At 45.5% G+C, this 16,501-nt stretch carries 7 protein-coding genes; 3 read left to right on the top strand and 4 right to left on the bottom strand.

The window, feature by feature from the left end; translation table 11 throughout:
* Window positions 1-12: 12 nt before the first annotated feature.
* The 3 genes from AB1S55_RS11660 to AB1S55_RS11650 all read left to right on the top strand — a co-directional run bounded on the left by AB1S55_RS11660 (window position 13) and on the right by AB1S55_RS11650 (window position 1,896).
* Complete coding sequence (locus tag AB1S55_RS11660; RefSeq protein ID WP_370978357.1) at window positions 13-621, top strand: peptidylprolyl isomerase; 609 nt, start codon at window positions 13-15, stop codon at window positions 619-621.
* A gap of 10 nt (window positions 622-631) precedes the next feature.
* Window positions 632-1,384: a pyridoxine 5'-phosphate synthase gene (locus AB1S55_RS11655; protein ID WP_370978356.1), complete on the top strand. Its 753-nt coding sequence runs from the start codon at window positions 632-634 to the stop codon at window positions 1,382-1,384.
* 98 nt (window positions 1,385-1,482) lie between these two features.
* Window positions 1,483-1,896 (top strand): CBS domain-containing protein, encoded by a 414-nt coding sequence (locus AB1S55_RS11650; protein ID WP_370978355.1) that lies wholly within the window; start codon window positions 1,483-1,485, stop codon window positions 1,894-1,896.
* Window positions 1,897-1,931: 35 nt separating this feature from the next.
* Here the strand turns inward: AB1S55_RS11650 and AB1S55_RS11645 are convergent, their stop codons facing one another.
* The 4 genes from AB1S55_RS11645 to AB1S55_RS11630 form a co-directional block, all read right to left on the bottom strand.
* Complete coding sequence (locus AB1S55_RS11645) at window positions 1,932-3,239, bottom strand: HD domain-containing phosphohydrolase (RefSeq protein ID WP_370978354.1); 1,308 nt, start codon at window positions 3,237-3,239, stop codon at window positions 1,932-1,934.
* Between the two features lie 150 nt (window positions 3,240-3,389).
* Entirely contained in the window at window positions 3,390-7,208 is a 3,819-nt protein-coding gene (locus tag AB1S55_RS11640; protein WP_370978353.1) for a carbohydrate-binding protein, read from the bottom strand.
* A 745-nt stretch (window positions 7,209-7,953) separates the two neighbouring features.
* A complete protein-coding gene (locus tag AB1S55_RS11635) occupies window positions 7,954-11,856 on the bottom strand; it encodes a carbohydrate-binding protein (protein WP_370978352.1) in 3,903 nt (1,300 codons plus the stop codon).
* 572 nt (window positions 11,857-12,428) lie between these two features.
* Window positions 12,429-16,229 (bottom strand): carbohydrate-binding protein, encoded by a 3,801-nt coding sequence (locus AB1S55_RS11630; protein ID WP_370978351.1) that lies wholly within the window; start codon window positions 16,227-16,229, stop codon window positions 12,429-12,431.
* Window positions 16,230-16,501 lie beyond the last annotated feature (272 nt).

The raw sequence follows: 16,501 nt of genomic DNA, 5'->3' as shown, positions 1-16,501 counted from the left end.
TAGGAGCACATTATGATTCGAATACTATGTATTAGCATATTTAGCCTTGTACTTTCGCTGAACGCTTGGGCCGCAAAAGAGAATAAGACCAAAGGCCCCTATCCTCAGGTTGTTTTTCAAACCTCGCTTGGCAAAATGACCATTGAGCTCTACCCAAATGAAGCTCCTATTACCGTAAAAAACTTTTTACGCTATGTCGATGAAGGCTTTTACACTGGCATCATCTTTCACCGAGTTGTGCCCAATTTTGTGGTTCAGGCCGGTGGTTATGATTACAACTTCAGCCGTAAAGAAACCCACGAACCTATTAAAAATGAAGCCAAAAACAGGCTTTATAATTTAGAGGCCACCCTGAGCATGGCTCGCACTTCTGACCCAGACAGCGCCACCTCTCAATTTTTTATTAACTTAAAATACAACGAAAACTTAGACTACGGCTACAAAGCTTCTCGCACCCAAAAAAGTGACGGTTATGCTGTATTTGGTAAAGTCATTGAAGGTTTTGAGGTTGTTAAAAAGATTGAGCGAGAGCCCCGTGGGCTTTACCGAAGCCGCCCAGAAGCCCCTAACTACCCTGTGATCATTGAAAAAGCGTATCGCATTGAAGACCGTAAAGATTAAGGCCCCATCAGTGAGCACAGCCCTAAGTGTTAATTTAAATAAAATTGCCCTACTGCGAAATTCTCGTACCGACAATAACCCCGATCTTATCGAGTTTGCCGAGCTAGCACTTGAAGCTGGCGCGGCAGGCCTTACGGCCCACCCTCGCCCTGATCAACGCCATATTCGTGCATCGGACATTCCATTACTTGCAACATGTGCACTAAAAAATAAGGTCGAGTTCAATATTGAAGGCAACCCCTTTTGTCAGGCTGAAGGCAGCTACCCAGGTTTCTTAAGCTTGGTCGAAGCGGCCCGGCCCGCACAATGCACCTTAGTGCCTGACACAAATAGCCAACTTACCTCGGACCACGGCTTCAACCTCAAGCAAGATAGTGAGCGTTTAAAGCCTATTATTACTCAGCTGCAAAGCTGGGGCTGTCGCGTAAGCTTGTTTATGGATCCAGATGTTGAGCAGATAAAACTGGCTGCGGAAACAGGGGCTGATCGTATCGAGCTTTACACCGGCCCCTACGCCGAGGCTTTTAAGCAAGGTGACCCTGCCGCTCAAGCTGTCTTTCAACAGCATAAGGAGGCAGCCCTAACAGCTCACAAGCTGGGGCTTGGTATTAATGCCGGCCACGATCTTAATCTTAAGAACCTCGTCCTTTATGCTCAACTGCCCCACCTTGCGGAAGTCAGTATCGGCCACGCCCTCACTGCCGATGCCTTACATCTGGGCTTTAGCCAAGCAGTAAAAGCCTACGCTCAACTTTGCATTTAGCAGCAACATTCTTGTCTATACTTACTTGAGATGAAAGCTTAAATAAGGGCTTTTAAAAGCCCTTATTTCGATTGCTCACACCTAGCTGGAGGTTAGCCGTGCAGTCAATTCATGTCAGTAAATATATGGATCACAACCCCCACGCGGTAAAAGATACCGCCTCAGTACGTGATGTTGTTAAGTACTTAGTTAAAGAACAGCTCTCGGGTGCCCCCGTTGTTGACGCCCAGAACCACCTAATTGGCTTTGTCTCCGAACAAGACTGCATGAGCGAAGTCTTAAATGATGCATTTTTTTGTGATGATAGCCCCAACGTCACCTCCGTGATGACAAAAGATGTGGCTATTACCTCTCCGGATTCCAGCATACTCGAGCTCGCCGAAAGCATGGCGGATAAAACACCACGCAATTATCCTGTGGTAGAAAAAGGCAAGCTGGTTGGCCTAGTCTCCCGTTCGAGAATCCTTACAGCCATTCTTGAGCACGGTGATGACTGCTATTTGCACCACTAAAAGCTCTAGATAGGGTTTAAATAGTTTCAAAAGGCTTAACGGATGAGCTTAACCGTTAACTTAGCTAGATCATCAACTGCCTTCTCTGCAGCCTCTCGAATTAACTCCAAGCGTGTCCCTGAGCGATAGAGTTTCAAACGATATAAGAACTTGTTGATATGGAAAATAATTTCCCTCATTGACAAGAAGTTATCCTCAAGGGCACGCGCATGACACAAATAGCCCTCATCTGAATCGATTGCACAAGCCTGCAAGGCCTCTTCACGTAATGCACGCAAACGGTAATAGGCCAGTGATATATGAATAAAGCTATTCTGCAAGGCAAATAGAGCCCTATCATCATGGCGAAAACCCACCGAACCTGTAAACCCTTGAATAACGGCCATCGCTTTCTCGATATACACCGCCATGCTGTCAGTATCCGCCTCAATTTTTTCTAGCTCATCCTCCTTAAAAAAAACGTTTGGGCTACGGCTAGCACTATTTAGCAAGTCCATCAGCCGCGTAGCGACAGCGCCAAAATGCGTCACCGCATTAATTTCAATCACCGGTTTTAAATCCGCCAAGGACTTATTTAAAGGCAGGTAGTTTTTATGGAAAATGGAGTAAAGCGTATCGTAAAGATTAATATGCTGACCGAACTCCGCTAGCTGATTACCAGCAAGGCCAGAAGGATAACCCGTGCCATCCATTATTTCGTGGTGCTGGGTGACTGAACGTAGAACCACCTCAGAGACATTTGCCCAGCGAGCAATAAAACCCGCACCATGGTGTACATGGCTGTAATAACCATCGCTGTCGTCTATCGATGAACGAGGATCGTGATCTAAGCGCGTGAAATGGGGATTAACATCAAGCAAACCAATATCGTGACACAACACACTTAGAAAAAGGTCTTCAAATTCGCGCCCCGTTCGCTCGCAGTACTTGCTCTCAAAGATAGCCAAAGACAAACAAAAGATAGTACGCTGGTACTCAAAAGGCAGGCAAGCCTTCAAAATCGCCAATCGAAAAGCCAGTGCTGGGCGACTCACCAACAACGCTAAGCCCGTGACTAGATAGTGCTTATGTTCAATAGGGTTAAAAAGCTCGTTAAAGGTCGTATTGCTGCGAATATAGCTCATTAGATCGCTTTCTAATGCGCGATCATCATAGGGCAATTCTAAACAGAACAGCTGTTCAATCTGCTCCGCCTCATAACACTCTGCGCACGCTTCAATGAAATCAACCCCAGGCTCTGCGCCTGCAGCTAGAGTACAGCCATCATCTGTACGCAACTCTTTTGCCGCCAAGATCGATATACTTACTGCAGCTTCTGCCAAATAGTGCCAATACGCACTCACAAAATTAAGCCTCCCTGTTGTCGCACTCAAGCTCCTTCCAGCTGTATATCGCCCGTTAATAGTCTGACTTACAGTGTAGACGAGGCTTTTGTAGCTACAAAAAAAGGGGCCTACAAAGGCCCCTTTTCATCTAACAATGTGGCTTTAAAGCTAGTGACCTAGCTCTAAAATACCCCACACTTCAAGATCATCGACAGCGACCACCTGCTCTCCATTAGCATTAGTGAAGACCGGCAAGTTAGTGCTGTTGCCATTTGGCAAGTGCAAGGTTGCCGTTGTCACGTCTTCTGGGAAATAGCCTTGCGGAATCGCTACTTCAACACCATTAAGAACGGGCGTTGCCCCGTTGGCAAACGGACGATTAATCAAGTGCAGTACATAAGGCGCATTGCTATTGGTTTCATGAATACGAGATACCGCAGATACTGCTTCATTAGAAACTGCTCCATTGATACTCACATTAATTGCCAAGCCCGATAGCGTACCAACTTGCCCAATATGACGGACTTTACTCCCTTGGGCATCAAGTACCGCACGCTGTGCCGAAGTCAGTAAGTTAAGATCACCGTCGTACACAATATGATCAAACTTATTAAAGTCGGCGGCACGAGGCACAACCTCATAGCCTTCATCACCGAAAACTAACAAATCAAAGTTGACGTTATCTTCCGTTAAAAGCCGAGTACTTGCTAAGACCTGATTACCACCATTAAGCAAGTTAGCTTTCATGGATGAATACATGGCGTGCACTAACCCCACCTTTGAATACGAAGTGTAGTTATCAAGCAAAGTACGTTGTGCACGCACAAACTGGTAAATATCACGATAGTTGTCAGCACCTGGCGACCAGGTATTGGTATCAGCCGCACCGATCCAAACATTGGCAGGAATCGAGAACAGCCCACCGTAGGCATAAGCCTGCGCAACCCAACCACGGCCATAACGAGGCGCGTTTTGATCACGAAGCTTGGCAAACTCCGATGGGTATGGGAAGTACGCAAGGGGCTTACCAACCGCCTGAGCGGCTTTAAATTGAGCCACGATGTTGGTCGGCAACTGCGTTAAAGGTAGCTGCATATCTAGGAACAATTCATTGGCTAAGAAGGTAATATTCTCGTTAAAGAGATAGCCGCGAGATTCAAACAATTGGGTACTTGCACCGATGGCAATGTCTGGGCGCTTCTGACGAATATAATCCAATACTTCGCTAAATTTCTGGTTCCAGACATCGCGGTTAAAGTAGATAAAATCCTCAAGTAAAGGAATATTACCGGTGATGGTATTACCGGCGTTGGTCCAATCGGTATGACTAATGCCCTTGCCTCTTAAAAACTCACCATAGTCAAAGGTATTGATATTATTAATACCCAAGGCCGATAGTTCAGCGTTGTTATACTTCTTACCAAGCCATACGCGGAAGTTTTCCATTGCGTATTCTGAGAAGTCTCCACCAAAGGTACGCATATCCGTCGTACGCGTTGAATTGGTTTGTGTATCAAACATCAACTTATCAGGATTCGCTTTAAGTAACTGATCCACCTGCGACTTATAAAAAGGGACAAATGCCGGGCTGTGATTACTCAACCAGTTATTGTTGTAACCTTCATGGCTGTGATACCCCATAAAGGTCATTCGTACCATGCGGTCGTCAAGCGATCGAACATAATGTGGCTGAGGGTTCTTGGTATATTCAGTAAACCAGCGGAAGCCCCAATCGAACTCACCACGTGCGGTATATTCAAGATCGTCGTTATTTTGATAACCATCCACCAAGTCAACCCACTCATTAATGGTGGCATTGTCGTAGAACTTGCTCTCAGGTGGGTGTCCCCAGAAGGAACCAGTCGCGCCAAAGTTGCCATAACCAGGCTGATCCTGATTCTGAGGATAGGTATACCAAACATCCGATTTAAGAACCTTGTTGGCTGTCGGGATTTGAACTGGCGCTTTCAAATACTGCAAACCCGTTGCAGGGCCTTGAATAGCTGAAACCGTATGTTCATTTGGGTTATAGATTGCTGAAGGCGCTGAAGTGCTGCCACTAACACGAACAAATCTAACTTTGTCACCGCTCCACTGCCAATCTGAACCTCCAATCGCCTCAACACGAATCGAATGTGTGCCTGCATTTTTCACTACTAAGTCGCCGCCATAAAGCTCAACCTCTGCGGCAATGTCCCAGCTACCGGTATCGGCAAAATACGCCCATGCGCTAGGAGAACCTTCTAGATCGACACGCACACCATAGCTACCGGCCGGTGCAGAGTATGTGAAATACGCTCGGTAAGTGCCCGACTGAGGGAAGTTGACGTTGTAGTTGCCGTAATCACCATTGGTTACCCAGTTAACACCGGTAGCCGTTTTGCCAAAACCATCAACACTATCACCACCGACTCGACCAACAGTCCCGGTCGACGTGAAGCTCTCCATCTCAAGCACAAGAGGATTGCCTACAGGTATTGTTGGAGAGGGTGACGGTGAGGGCAAAATAGAGACAGACGGTGATGGTGTAACACCACTGGAGCGACTAAATTCAAGCCAGTTTAGGTTAAAACCACCACCTATCATTTCTAGGCGAAGTACTTGATTCGAACCACCACTAATAGCGACATTATTTAAGCTCACAGTCTGCCAAGACTGCCACCCACCTGTACCACTAAAGGAGGCTGTACCGAGTGTCTGATTGCCTAATTTAACAACAACACCTTTACCAGAACCCGTACCGTTGGCGGCGATACGAAGATCAATATCATAACTACCGGCCGCTACATTAGCGATGGTGTATTCCAACCACTCACTTCCAGCGATCCAACCGACATTAAACCCACCACCACTGTCCGACGTGCTTTGAATATCGACACTTTCTCCACTTCGATATGCGTTACCGGAGTTGCCATTAGAAGTATCACTATAAGCAACACCTGCCCCGCCATTATCAAAATCTTCCGCTTCTACAGAACCTGGAATCGCGTGACTTGTATAAGCCGTTTGACCATCTGGCTCAGGCGTAGATGACACTGTGGGTGTTGGTGTAACGCTCGGTGTTGGCGTCGGGCTTGAAGCAGCCCCAGTTTGCGAGAAGGTAAAACTATCTACATACCAGTTCCATTTATTAACACTGCTGGTTGATTCAAGCCTAACCGTATGAATCCCCTCAGTAACCGAAATGCCAGAGCCAATTAGGGTATCCGCGAAATCATTGTAATTTGAACCCGATATAGGAGACGAGGCAACAAGCACATTATCAATGTACACATTTATGCCATTATCATTTGCCGCTACAGAAGAAATAACGGCGCTAAAGTCATAATTACCTGTCGCAGGAAAGATCACCCCATAATCAGCCCAGTCTCCAGTCTGAACCCCGTTTGCAATAACTCGCGTACCGCCCCAAGTGCGCGTTGTAAAACCGCCACCTGCGCCGCCAGTATCAAGAAAGTCCTCACCTTCAACCGTGACCGAACTGCCGCCTGAAGGAGGAGGTGTCACTGTTGGAGGAGGTGTTACCGTTGCCACTGAAGTCAATGAAAATGATTCCAAATTCCACTGCCAATTGGCACCCACACCCTGCAGGCGTAATTGTGAAGTGCCGCTCGCTAGATTAACGTCGTGACTGGCTTTTAAAGCTTGAAAATTATCCCAACCAGTTTGAGGGACTGCGACAGTGCCCTGACTTACCCAAGAACCATTTTGGTTCACAAGCAACTCAATATTTGAGTTCGAGGCAATGTTAGTGCCTACCAGATATTCAACCTCATAAATGCCACCAACCGCATTGATACTGTAATCAACATAATCACCGTTGTTTACAAAATTAATCGCCGTTTCACCATTAACACTATAGACATTAACTGGGTCTGGCTGACTGGGGTTACCGTCGGCATAGGTACCGCCGAAATTAGAAAAAGATTCAGCTTCAACATCTAGGGTTTCACTTGACGCTAAGCTGCTAAACGAAAAAATTGACACCGAAGACAATGCTATACACGTTCTCAGCAACGTCCTCTTAGTATTAAGCTTCATAAAAGCTCCATATTGATTGATAGGTTAATAATTATTTTTATCGTTATCTTCCGCTTACAACCTTTACGGATACCAACTTAGCATGTCGACAACATAACCCATACAAACAACAGCGTACCGTTAAGCACAGCATTTAAACTTTCATTTTGACTATTAAATGAAGTTTAAAAAGAGAATAAGATCGTATTTCTCACTATAGATACAACACCCCGAGTGGGTAAATCCACATTCCCTGTGATTTGACGTTAAATTATTTCAATAAAATCCAGCGCGATAACACATTCACCAACTGCTTGACTTCATTTAACTGTTAATTGTTAACAAACAGAAACTAAAACCTAGCATGTCAAAAGTAATATGCCAGTCAACAAACACATAAAACCGCAATACCATACCAATGGCTGACTTTTACTTAAGCGGCAATAAACAGAAAGTTAAACCTAATTCAGCCTCCCCCCAAAACACATAAAACTAAAGAACCAGCCTAATATAAACGACGGTTTTAAATATAAACCCTGGATAAAAGCAGGCCGAACAACAAGCCCAAAAGATCAAAACCATGATAAAAACAATTAAATAAATGCTGTTTTTTGACCCCTTATTTACAATAAGGCCCCTCCCCCAATAAAAGATAAAAAACAAAAAAGGGCCTCTATTGAGGCCCTTTAGATCTTTTTATTATGCTTTAAAACTAGTGACCTAGCTCTAACATCCCCCACACTTCTAGATCATTCACAACCACTGTCGTATCACCATTAGCATTGGTAGATAGGCTTAGAGGCGTGCTTGAACCGTCTGGTAAATGCAAGGTCGCAGAAGTCACAGCCGCAGGGAAATAATCCTGAGGAATGGCAATTTCTACATTATCAAGCATTGGTGTAACACCATTAACGAATGGACGATTGATCAAGTGAACAACGTACGGTGCGCTTGCGTTAGTTTCATGAACACGAGATACCGCTGATACGGTTTCGTTAGAAACACTGCCGTTAACACTAACGTTGATCTGAATACCATCAACGGTATTGCGCTGACCAATGTGACGTACTTTACTGCCCTGTGCGTCAAGCAATGCACGCTGTGCATCATTTAGAAAGTTAAGATCACCGTCGTAGAATATATGATCAAACTTATCAAAGTCGGCCTGACGAGGTACAACTTGATAACCTTCATCACCGAATACCAACATATCAAAATTAATGTTGTTTTTCGTCAACAGTGAGGTACTCGACAAAATCTGATTACCGCCATTAAGTAAGTTAGCCTTCATTGACGAATACATAGCGTGAACAACACCCACTTTTGAATATGAGTCGTAACCGTCGAACAAATGCTCTTGATCACGAACAAAACGATAGATATCGGCGTAGTTTTCAGCACCTGGTGACCAAGTATTCGTATCAGCTGCACCAATCCACACATTGGCAGGAATGGAGAACAGACCACCATACGCATAGGCTAGCGTGACCCAACCACGACCGTAACGAGGTGCATCCTCATCACGTAACTTACTGAACTGTGAAGGATACGGGAAATACGCTAGCGTTTTTCCAACGGCTTCGGCAGCTTTAAATTGAGCAATAATATTCGTTGGCAACTCGGTAAGCGGCAACTTCATATCTAGGAACAGTTCATTCGCTAAGAAAGTGATATTCTCGTTAAAGAGGTAACCACGTGACTCAAACAACTGGGTACTCGCACCAATTTCAATGTTAGGGCGTTGTACTCGGATGTAATCTGTTACTTCAGCAAACTTCTGGTTCCATACATCGCGGTTAAAGTAGATGAAATCTTCAAGCATCGGGATATTACCAGTGATGGTATTACCGGCATTTGTCCATGTAGTATGAGTGACACCTTGATCAATCAAAAACTCGGCATAGTCAAACGTATTGATGTCAGCAATACCCATCGCTGCAAGCTGAACAGGACCATACTTCTTGCTTAACCACACGCGGAAGTTCTGCATCGCGTACTCTGAAAAGTCACCACCAAAGGTGCGCATATCCGTTGTACGTGTTGAGTTTGTTTGAGTATCAAACATCAACTTATCAGGGTTCGCTTTAAGCAGCTGATCAACCTGTGATTTCAGGTGTGGAACAAAAGCTGGGCTGTGATTACTTAACCAGTTGTTGTTATAACCATTGTGCGAGAGGTAACCCATAAAGGTCATTCGTACATTGCGATCATCAAGCGTCTTCACATAGTGCGGCTCTGGGTTAGTTAGGTACTCTGTCACCCAACGGAAGCCCCAGTCGAATTCACCACGTGCGGTGTATTCAATGCCCATGCCTTGGAAACCCTCAACTAGATCGGCCCACTCAACAATAGTCGCATCATCGTAAAAGTCATGCTCAGGAGGATGGCCCCAGAATGAACCGGTCGCCCCAAACTCTTCAATGCTATACCCCTCAAGCTCACTATTTTGTGCGTAGGTGTACCAAACATCAGACTTCAATACTTTATTCGCAGCAGGAATAGTTACAGGTTCTTTCAAATACTGAAGACCCGTAGTAGGCCCCTGAATTTCTGAAACCAAGTGATCCGCTGGATTGTATACAGGCATTGGGCGAATAGCGTTGTCGCTTACTTTAGCTAAACGAATGTTATCGCCACTCCACTGCCAATTTGAACCGCCAACTGCTTGAACGCGCAAGGTGTAAGTACCGTTTTGCTCAACAACAAAGTCACCACCGTAAAGCTCGACTTCAAGTGGGGATTCATAACCACCGGTGTGGCTAAAGTAGCCCCAAGCAACAGGCCAGCCATCTAGCTCGATACGCGCCCCATAACTACCATCACTACCCGTTGCTGCCGTAATGAAAGAACGGTACGTGCCCGCTTCGAGGTAAACGTTGTGATAGTCACCCCAATCACCATTGGTCACCCAGTTAACACCAGTACCAGTGCTAGCAAAACCTTCTACGTTGTCGCCACCAACTCGACCGGTAGTGCCCGTTGCATCAAAGTCTTCAAGCTCGATCAAAATGCCGCCCGGAGGAGGAAGAATCGGATCGCGAACGACGTTGCCTGCAGAACGGAAGATATTTCCAGCAATCGCACTTGGGTGGACAAAGTTCGTGCCACCGTTAACATCAATAGCAAAGCCAGGGTCGGCTACCGCACCACTACCGCCATCGGCATTACCAAGGCGCAATTCAAATTTATTCCAACCTGGAGTAATGTTCAGATTAGAAGTTTGTGAGGCGTTTTCCCAGCTGTCGTTTGAGAGTACTAGTTGATCATTGATGTACAGACGTACATTGTCATCAATGTTCTCATAGAAAGAGATATCACCATCGGCATCATAGATCTCACCGAAGAACACCTCAGTTGAGTCTCCACGAATGGAATCTTCAGTTTCAAGAAGGTCCGCCGTGACCAAATAAGCCTGTGGCTCAGCAACGTATCCGTCATTTCCAATGAAGTTGCTCGCGCCATCAACACGGCTCCATAGCAAACCATTACCGTCGTGATAAAAGTCATCCTCACCAGGTGAAGGCGATGGAGACGCTATCGGTGACGGTGAAGGTGATGGAGAGGCAATCGGTGACGGTGAAGGTGATGGAGAGGCAATCGGCGATGGCGATGGCGATGGCGATGGCGATGGCGATGGTGAAGGTGACGGCGATGGCTCTGTTACTGAACCTTCATAGATAAATGTGAACTTGTCAGCATTCCACTGCCACTTTTGAGTACCAGAGCTTTCTAGTCGTACTGTATAAGTGCCGGCTGTCGGGACTGTAAGCGTGCCATCTAAATCAAATGTTTCATAGGAATCCCAGCCTGCTGTGGTGTTAATTGAACCTGAAACAGTAGAGCCTGAAAGTGAAACCGCAGCGTTTAAATCGCCATTCATCGGCGTACCGGCGGCAAGAGTGACACTGTACTCACCCGGAGCGTCAAAAGTCACATTGTAATCAGCCCAGTCACCTGAGGTATTCCAATTAATACCCGTATTCGTTGTACCAAAACCAACGACTGAATCACCCGATCCTGTTGTATCCGTAGCAAAAAAATCTTCAGCTTCAACGATAACACTACCAATAGGGTCTGGATTAGATGAAGGAGAAGGAGAAGGAGAAGGAGCCGAAGTGGACGTCAATGAAAATGAATCCATATTCCACTGCCAATTAGCACCTACCGCTTGCAATCTAATTTGTGAGGTCCCTGCAGGCAAAATCACCTTACCGCTCAATGCTAAAGGCTGGAAGTCATCCCAGTTACCCAAAGGTACCGCAACAGTGCCTTGGCTCACCCAAGAGCCGCCTTGATTTAAAAGGAATTCGATATTCGCGTTTGCCGCAACACTGGTACCTACAAGGTACTCAACGTCGTATTCGCCACCAGCTGCATCCACACTAAAATCAACGTAGTCACCGTTGTTTATCCAGTTAATTGCCGATACACCATTAACACTATAAATACTGACAGGGTTTGTTTGCCCATCAGCATAAGTGCCGCCAGCACTAATAAAAGATTCGGCTTCAACGATTATCGTTTCGCTATAAGCTGAACTACTAAGCGCAACCATAGACGCTGAAGACAAGGCAATACTGGTACTCAGTAAGGCCTTTTTCGTATTAAGCTTCATAGAAAGCTCCAAATTGATTGATAGGTTAATAATTATTTTTATCGTTATTTTCCGCTTACAATCTTTATGCACATAAACTTAGTATTTCGACAACATACCCAATACAAACAACAGCGTATCTCCAAGAACCAAATTTAAATATAAAAAAACAAACTCACATTTAAATAAGAAAGATCGTATTTATCACATTGCAGATACTGCAACCCGAATGGGTTATATCTACATTCCCTATGGTTTGACTTTAAATTATTTTTATAAAACCAAGCGTAATAACATGTACGTCACTGCTTACAAACTTAATCATCAATTTAAGATTTATAAACAGAGGCAAAATTAAACTGCGCCAAACTCGCGCTATAAATTAATCGCCTAGTTATGAGTGTTATTAATTAGCAAGCTGACACACAAAAAAAAGAAATAAATTACTCAGCACAACAATCCATACTAAAGAGCTAAAAAACAAGTTGGATCGTCATTTAAAACCAATGAATTAAGCCTACAAACACCAATAAGTAACAACAAAAAAGGGCCTCAATAGAGGCCCTTTAGATCTTTTTATTATGCTTTAAAAACTAGTGACCTAATTCCAACATGCCCCACACTTCTAGATCATTCACAACCACTGTCGTATCACCATTAGCATTGCTAGATAGGCTTAGAGGCGTGCTTGAACCGTCTGGCAAATGCAAGGTCGCAGAAGTCACAGCCGCAGGGAAATAATCCTGAGGAATGGCAATTTCTACATTATCAAGCATTGGTGTAACACCATTAACGAATGGACGATTGATCAAGTGAACAACGTACGGTGCGTTTGCGTTAGTGTCATGAACACGAGATACCGCTGATACGGTTTCGTTAGAAACACTGCCGTTAACACTAACGTTGATCTGAATACCATCAACGGTATTGCGCTGACCAATGTGACGTACTTTACTGCCCTGTGCGTCAAGCACTGCACGCTGTGCATCATTTAGAAAGTTAAGGTCACCGTCATAGAATATATGATCAAACTTATCAAAGTCGGCCTGACGAGGTACAACTTGGTAACCTTCATCACCAAACACCAACATATCAAAATTAATATTGTCTTTCGTCAACAGTGAGGTACTCGACAGAATCTGGTTACCACCGTTAAGCATGTTCGCCTTCATTGACGAATACATAGCGTGAACAATACCCACTTTTGAATATGACTCGTAGCCATCAAATAAATGCTCTTGATCACGAACAAAACGATAGATATCGGCGTAATTTTCAGGCCCAGGAGACCACGTGTAAGCATCGGCAGCACCAATCCACACATTGGCAGGAATGGAGAACAAACCACCATAAGCATACGCTTGCGTCACCCAACCACGACCGTAGCGAGGCGCATCCTCATCTCGTAACTTACTAAATTCAGAAGGATACGGGAAGTAAGCTAGGGTCTTACCAACTGCTTCCGCAGCTTTAAGTTGAGCAATAATATTTGTTGGCAACTCGGTAAGCGGTACCTTCACATCAAGGAACAACTCATTCGCTAAGAAAGTAATGTTCTCGTTAAAAAGATAACCGCGAGATTCAAACAACTGAGTACTCGCACCTATTTCGATATTAGGACGCTGCACACGGATATAGTCCAATACCTCTGCAAACTTCTGGTTCCATACATCGCGGTTAAAGTAGATAAAGTCTTCAAGCATCGGAATATTACCGGTGATGGTATTCCCCGCATTTGTCCAAGCAGTATGAGTCACACCTTGCCCAATTAAGAACTCGGCATAATCAAACGTATTGATGTCCGCAATACCCATCGTTGCAAGCTGAACAGGACCATACTTTTTACTTAACCACACACGGAAGTTCTGCATAGCGTACTCAGAAAAATCACCACCAAAGGTACGCATATCCGTTGTACGTGTTGAGTTTGTTTGAGTATCAAACATCAACTTATCAGGATTCGCTTTAAGCAGCTGATCAACCTGTGATTTCAAGTGTGGAACAAAGGCTGGGCTGTGATTACTTAACCAGTTGTTGTTATAACCATTGTGCGAGAGGTAACCCATAAAGGTCATGCGCACATTTCGGTCATCAAGTGTTTTAACAAAATGAGGCTCTGGATTAGTTAGGTATTCAGACACCCAACGGAAACCCCAATCGAATTCACCACGTGCGGTGTATTCAATACCCATTGCCTGGAAACCCTCAACTAGATCGGTCCACTCAACAATGGTCGCATCATCATAAAAATGCTCTTCAGGTGGGTGCCCCCAGAATGAACCGGTCGCTCCAAACTCTTCAATGCTATAACCCTCCATCTCATTGTTCTGAGGATAGGTGTACCAAACATCGGATTTACGAACTTCATTTGCTGCAGGAATATTGACAGGCTCTTTTAAATACTGAAGACCTACTGCAGGCCCCTGAATTTCAGAGACAGTGTGTTCGGCTGGGTTATAAAGTGGCGTAGGACGAACATTGTCATCACTTACTTTTGCTAAACGAATACTGTCGCCACTCCACTGCCAATTAGAACCACCAACCGCTTGAACGCGCAAGGTGTAGCTGCCACTTGTTTCAACAACAAAGTCACCGCCATAAAGTTCAGCCTCAAGTGGCGATTCATAACCACCGGTATGACCAAAATACCCCCAAGCAACAGGCCAACCATCAAGCTCAATACGTGCACCGTAGCTACCATCACTACCCGTTGCTACATTTATGAAAGAACGGTACGTGCCCGCTTCTAGGTAAACGTTGTGATAGTCGCCCCAGTCACCATTGGTCACCCAGTTAACACCTGTACCAGTGCTAGCAAAACCTTCTACGCTGTCACCACCGACTCGACCGGTAGTGCCCGTTGCATCAAAATCTTCTAGCTCGATCAGGATACCGCCCGGAGGAGGAAGAATCGGATCGCGAACAACGTTGCCCGCAGAACGGAAGATATTTCCAGCAATCGCACTTGGGTGAACAAAGTTCGTGCCACCGTTAACATCAATAGCAAAGCCAGGATCGGCTACCGCACCACTACCGCCATCGGCATTACCAAGGCGCAATTCAAATTTATTCCAACCTGGAGTAATGTTCAGATTAGAAGTTTGTGAGGCGTTTTCCCAGCTGTCGTTTGAGAGTACTAGTTGATCATTGATGTACAGACGTACGTTGTCATCGATGTTCTCATAGAAAGAGATATCACCATCGGCATCATAGATCTCACCACGGAATACTTCAGTGGAGTTACCGCGAATATCGTCTTCTGTTTCAAGTAAATCCGCTGTCACTAAGTAGTTCGCAGGGTTGGCTACATAACCCTCATTACCAAGGAAATTCGCCGCTCCATCAACACGACTCCAAAGCAAGCCATTACCGTCATGATAAAAGTCATCCTCACTAGGTGAAGGCGATGGTGATGGAACCGGTGAAGGTACTGGCGATGCAACCGGTGAAGGCACTGGCGATGCAACCGGTGAAGGTACTGGCGATGCAACCGGTGAAGGCACTGGCGATGCAACCGGTGAAGGCACTGGCGATGCAACAGGTGAAGGCACTGGCGATGCAACCGGTGAAGGCACTGGCGATGCAACCGGTGAAGGTACTGGCGATGCAACCGGCGATGGCTCAGGACTTATTACTGAACCTTCATAAACAAAAGTAAGCTTATCAGCATTCCACTGCCAAGCAGCTGCACCAGAGCTTTGTAAACGGACTGTATACGTTCCCGCAGCCGCAACTTCAATTAAACCTTCAAGATCAAAATCTACAATCTCATCCCAATCACCGGTGCTAGAAATAGCCGCCGATGCGACAGACTCATCTAAAACAACAGCAGCGTTTGTATCCCCAGTCACCGTTGTACCGGCGGAGATGATAACGCGATAGGCACCCGGTTCAGTAAAGGTGACATCATAGTCTCCCCAATCTCCAGATGTATTAAAATTAATGCCCGTTTCAGTTAGGCCAAAACCTGTGACACCATCACTCCCACCATTGGTACCAGTATCCACAAAGCTCTCAGCCTCGACCACGATATCTACAACCGGTAAGGGAGATGGGTTCACATCTGGTGATGGGCTTGCCACAGGACTCGGACTCACAATTGGCGATGGGCTTGCCACAGGACTCGGACTCACAATTGGCGATGGGCTTGCCACAGGACTCGGACTCACAATTGGCGATGGGCTTGCCACGGGAGTCGGACTCATAACTGGCGATGGGCTTGCCACAGGAGTCGGACTCATAATTGGCGATGGGCTTGCCACAGGAACCGGACTCACCGAGTTGTCTGGTGACTCGCTAGGCAGCAATTCACCATCTGACGCGCCACCACAGGCGGCCAGCGCCAAGGGTATAACTAATACAAAGGTATTTTTAAAAGGGGGAAATAAAGCCACGTACTACTCCTATCGCGATTTTAGCCGCCACTCTACCTAAGCCCCCTTGCTTACTGCGTGACGCGTATCTCATCATTGTAGAGTTAGTCAAATGACCTTAAACCAACAACACAAAGACCAATACTAAAGAACCAGAAAAAGCATAAAAAATAAGCCGTAATAGGGCAAACATCGTTTAGCGCGATTAACAACCCAGCATACCGATTGAGTTTCACCCAAGATTAAGACGCAAAGGTCAATTACCACCCAACAAAATACTCACAAGCATCGTT

Source organism: Agaribacterium sp. ZY112, from assembly GCF_041346925.1.
Lineage (GTDB): Bacteria > Pseudomonadota > Gammaproteobacteria > Pseudomonadales > Cellvibrionaceae > Agaribacterium.
This window is presented reverse-complemented; position numbering and strand designations above follow the sequence as displayed.

What these genes read in the sequence shown, in the direction of transcription:
- AB1S55_RS11660 (WP_370978357.1), top strand. Translation starts at nt 13, where the DNA reads ATGATTCGAATACTATGTATTAGCATATTTAGCCTTGTACTTTCGCTG.
- AB1S55_RS11635 (WP_370978352.1), bottom strand. Translation starts at nt 11,856, where the DNA reads ATGAAGCTTAATACGAAAAAGGCCTTACTGAGTACCAGTATTGCCTTG.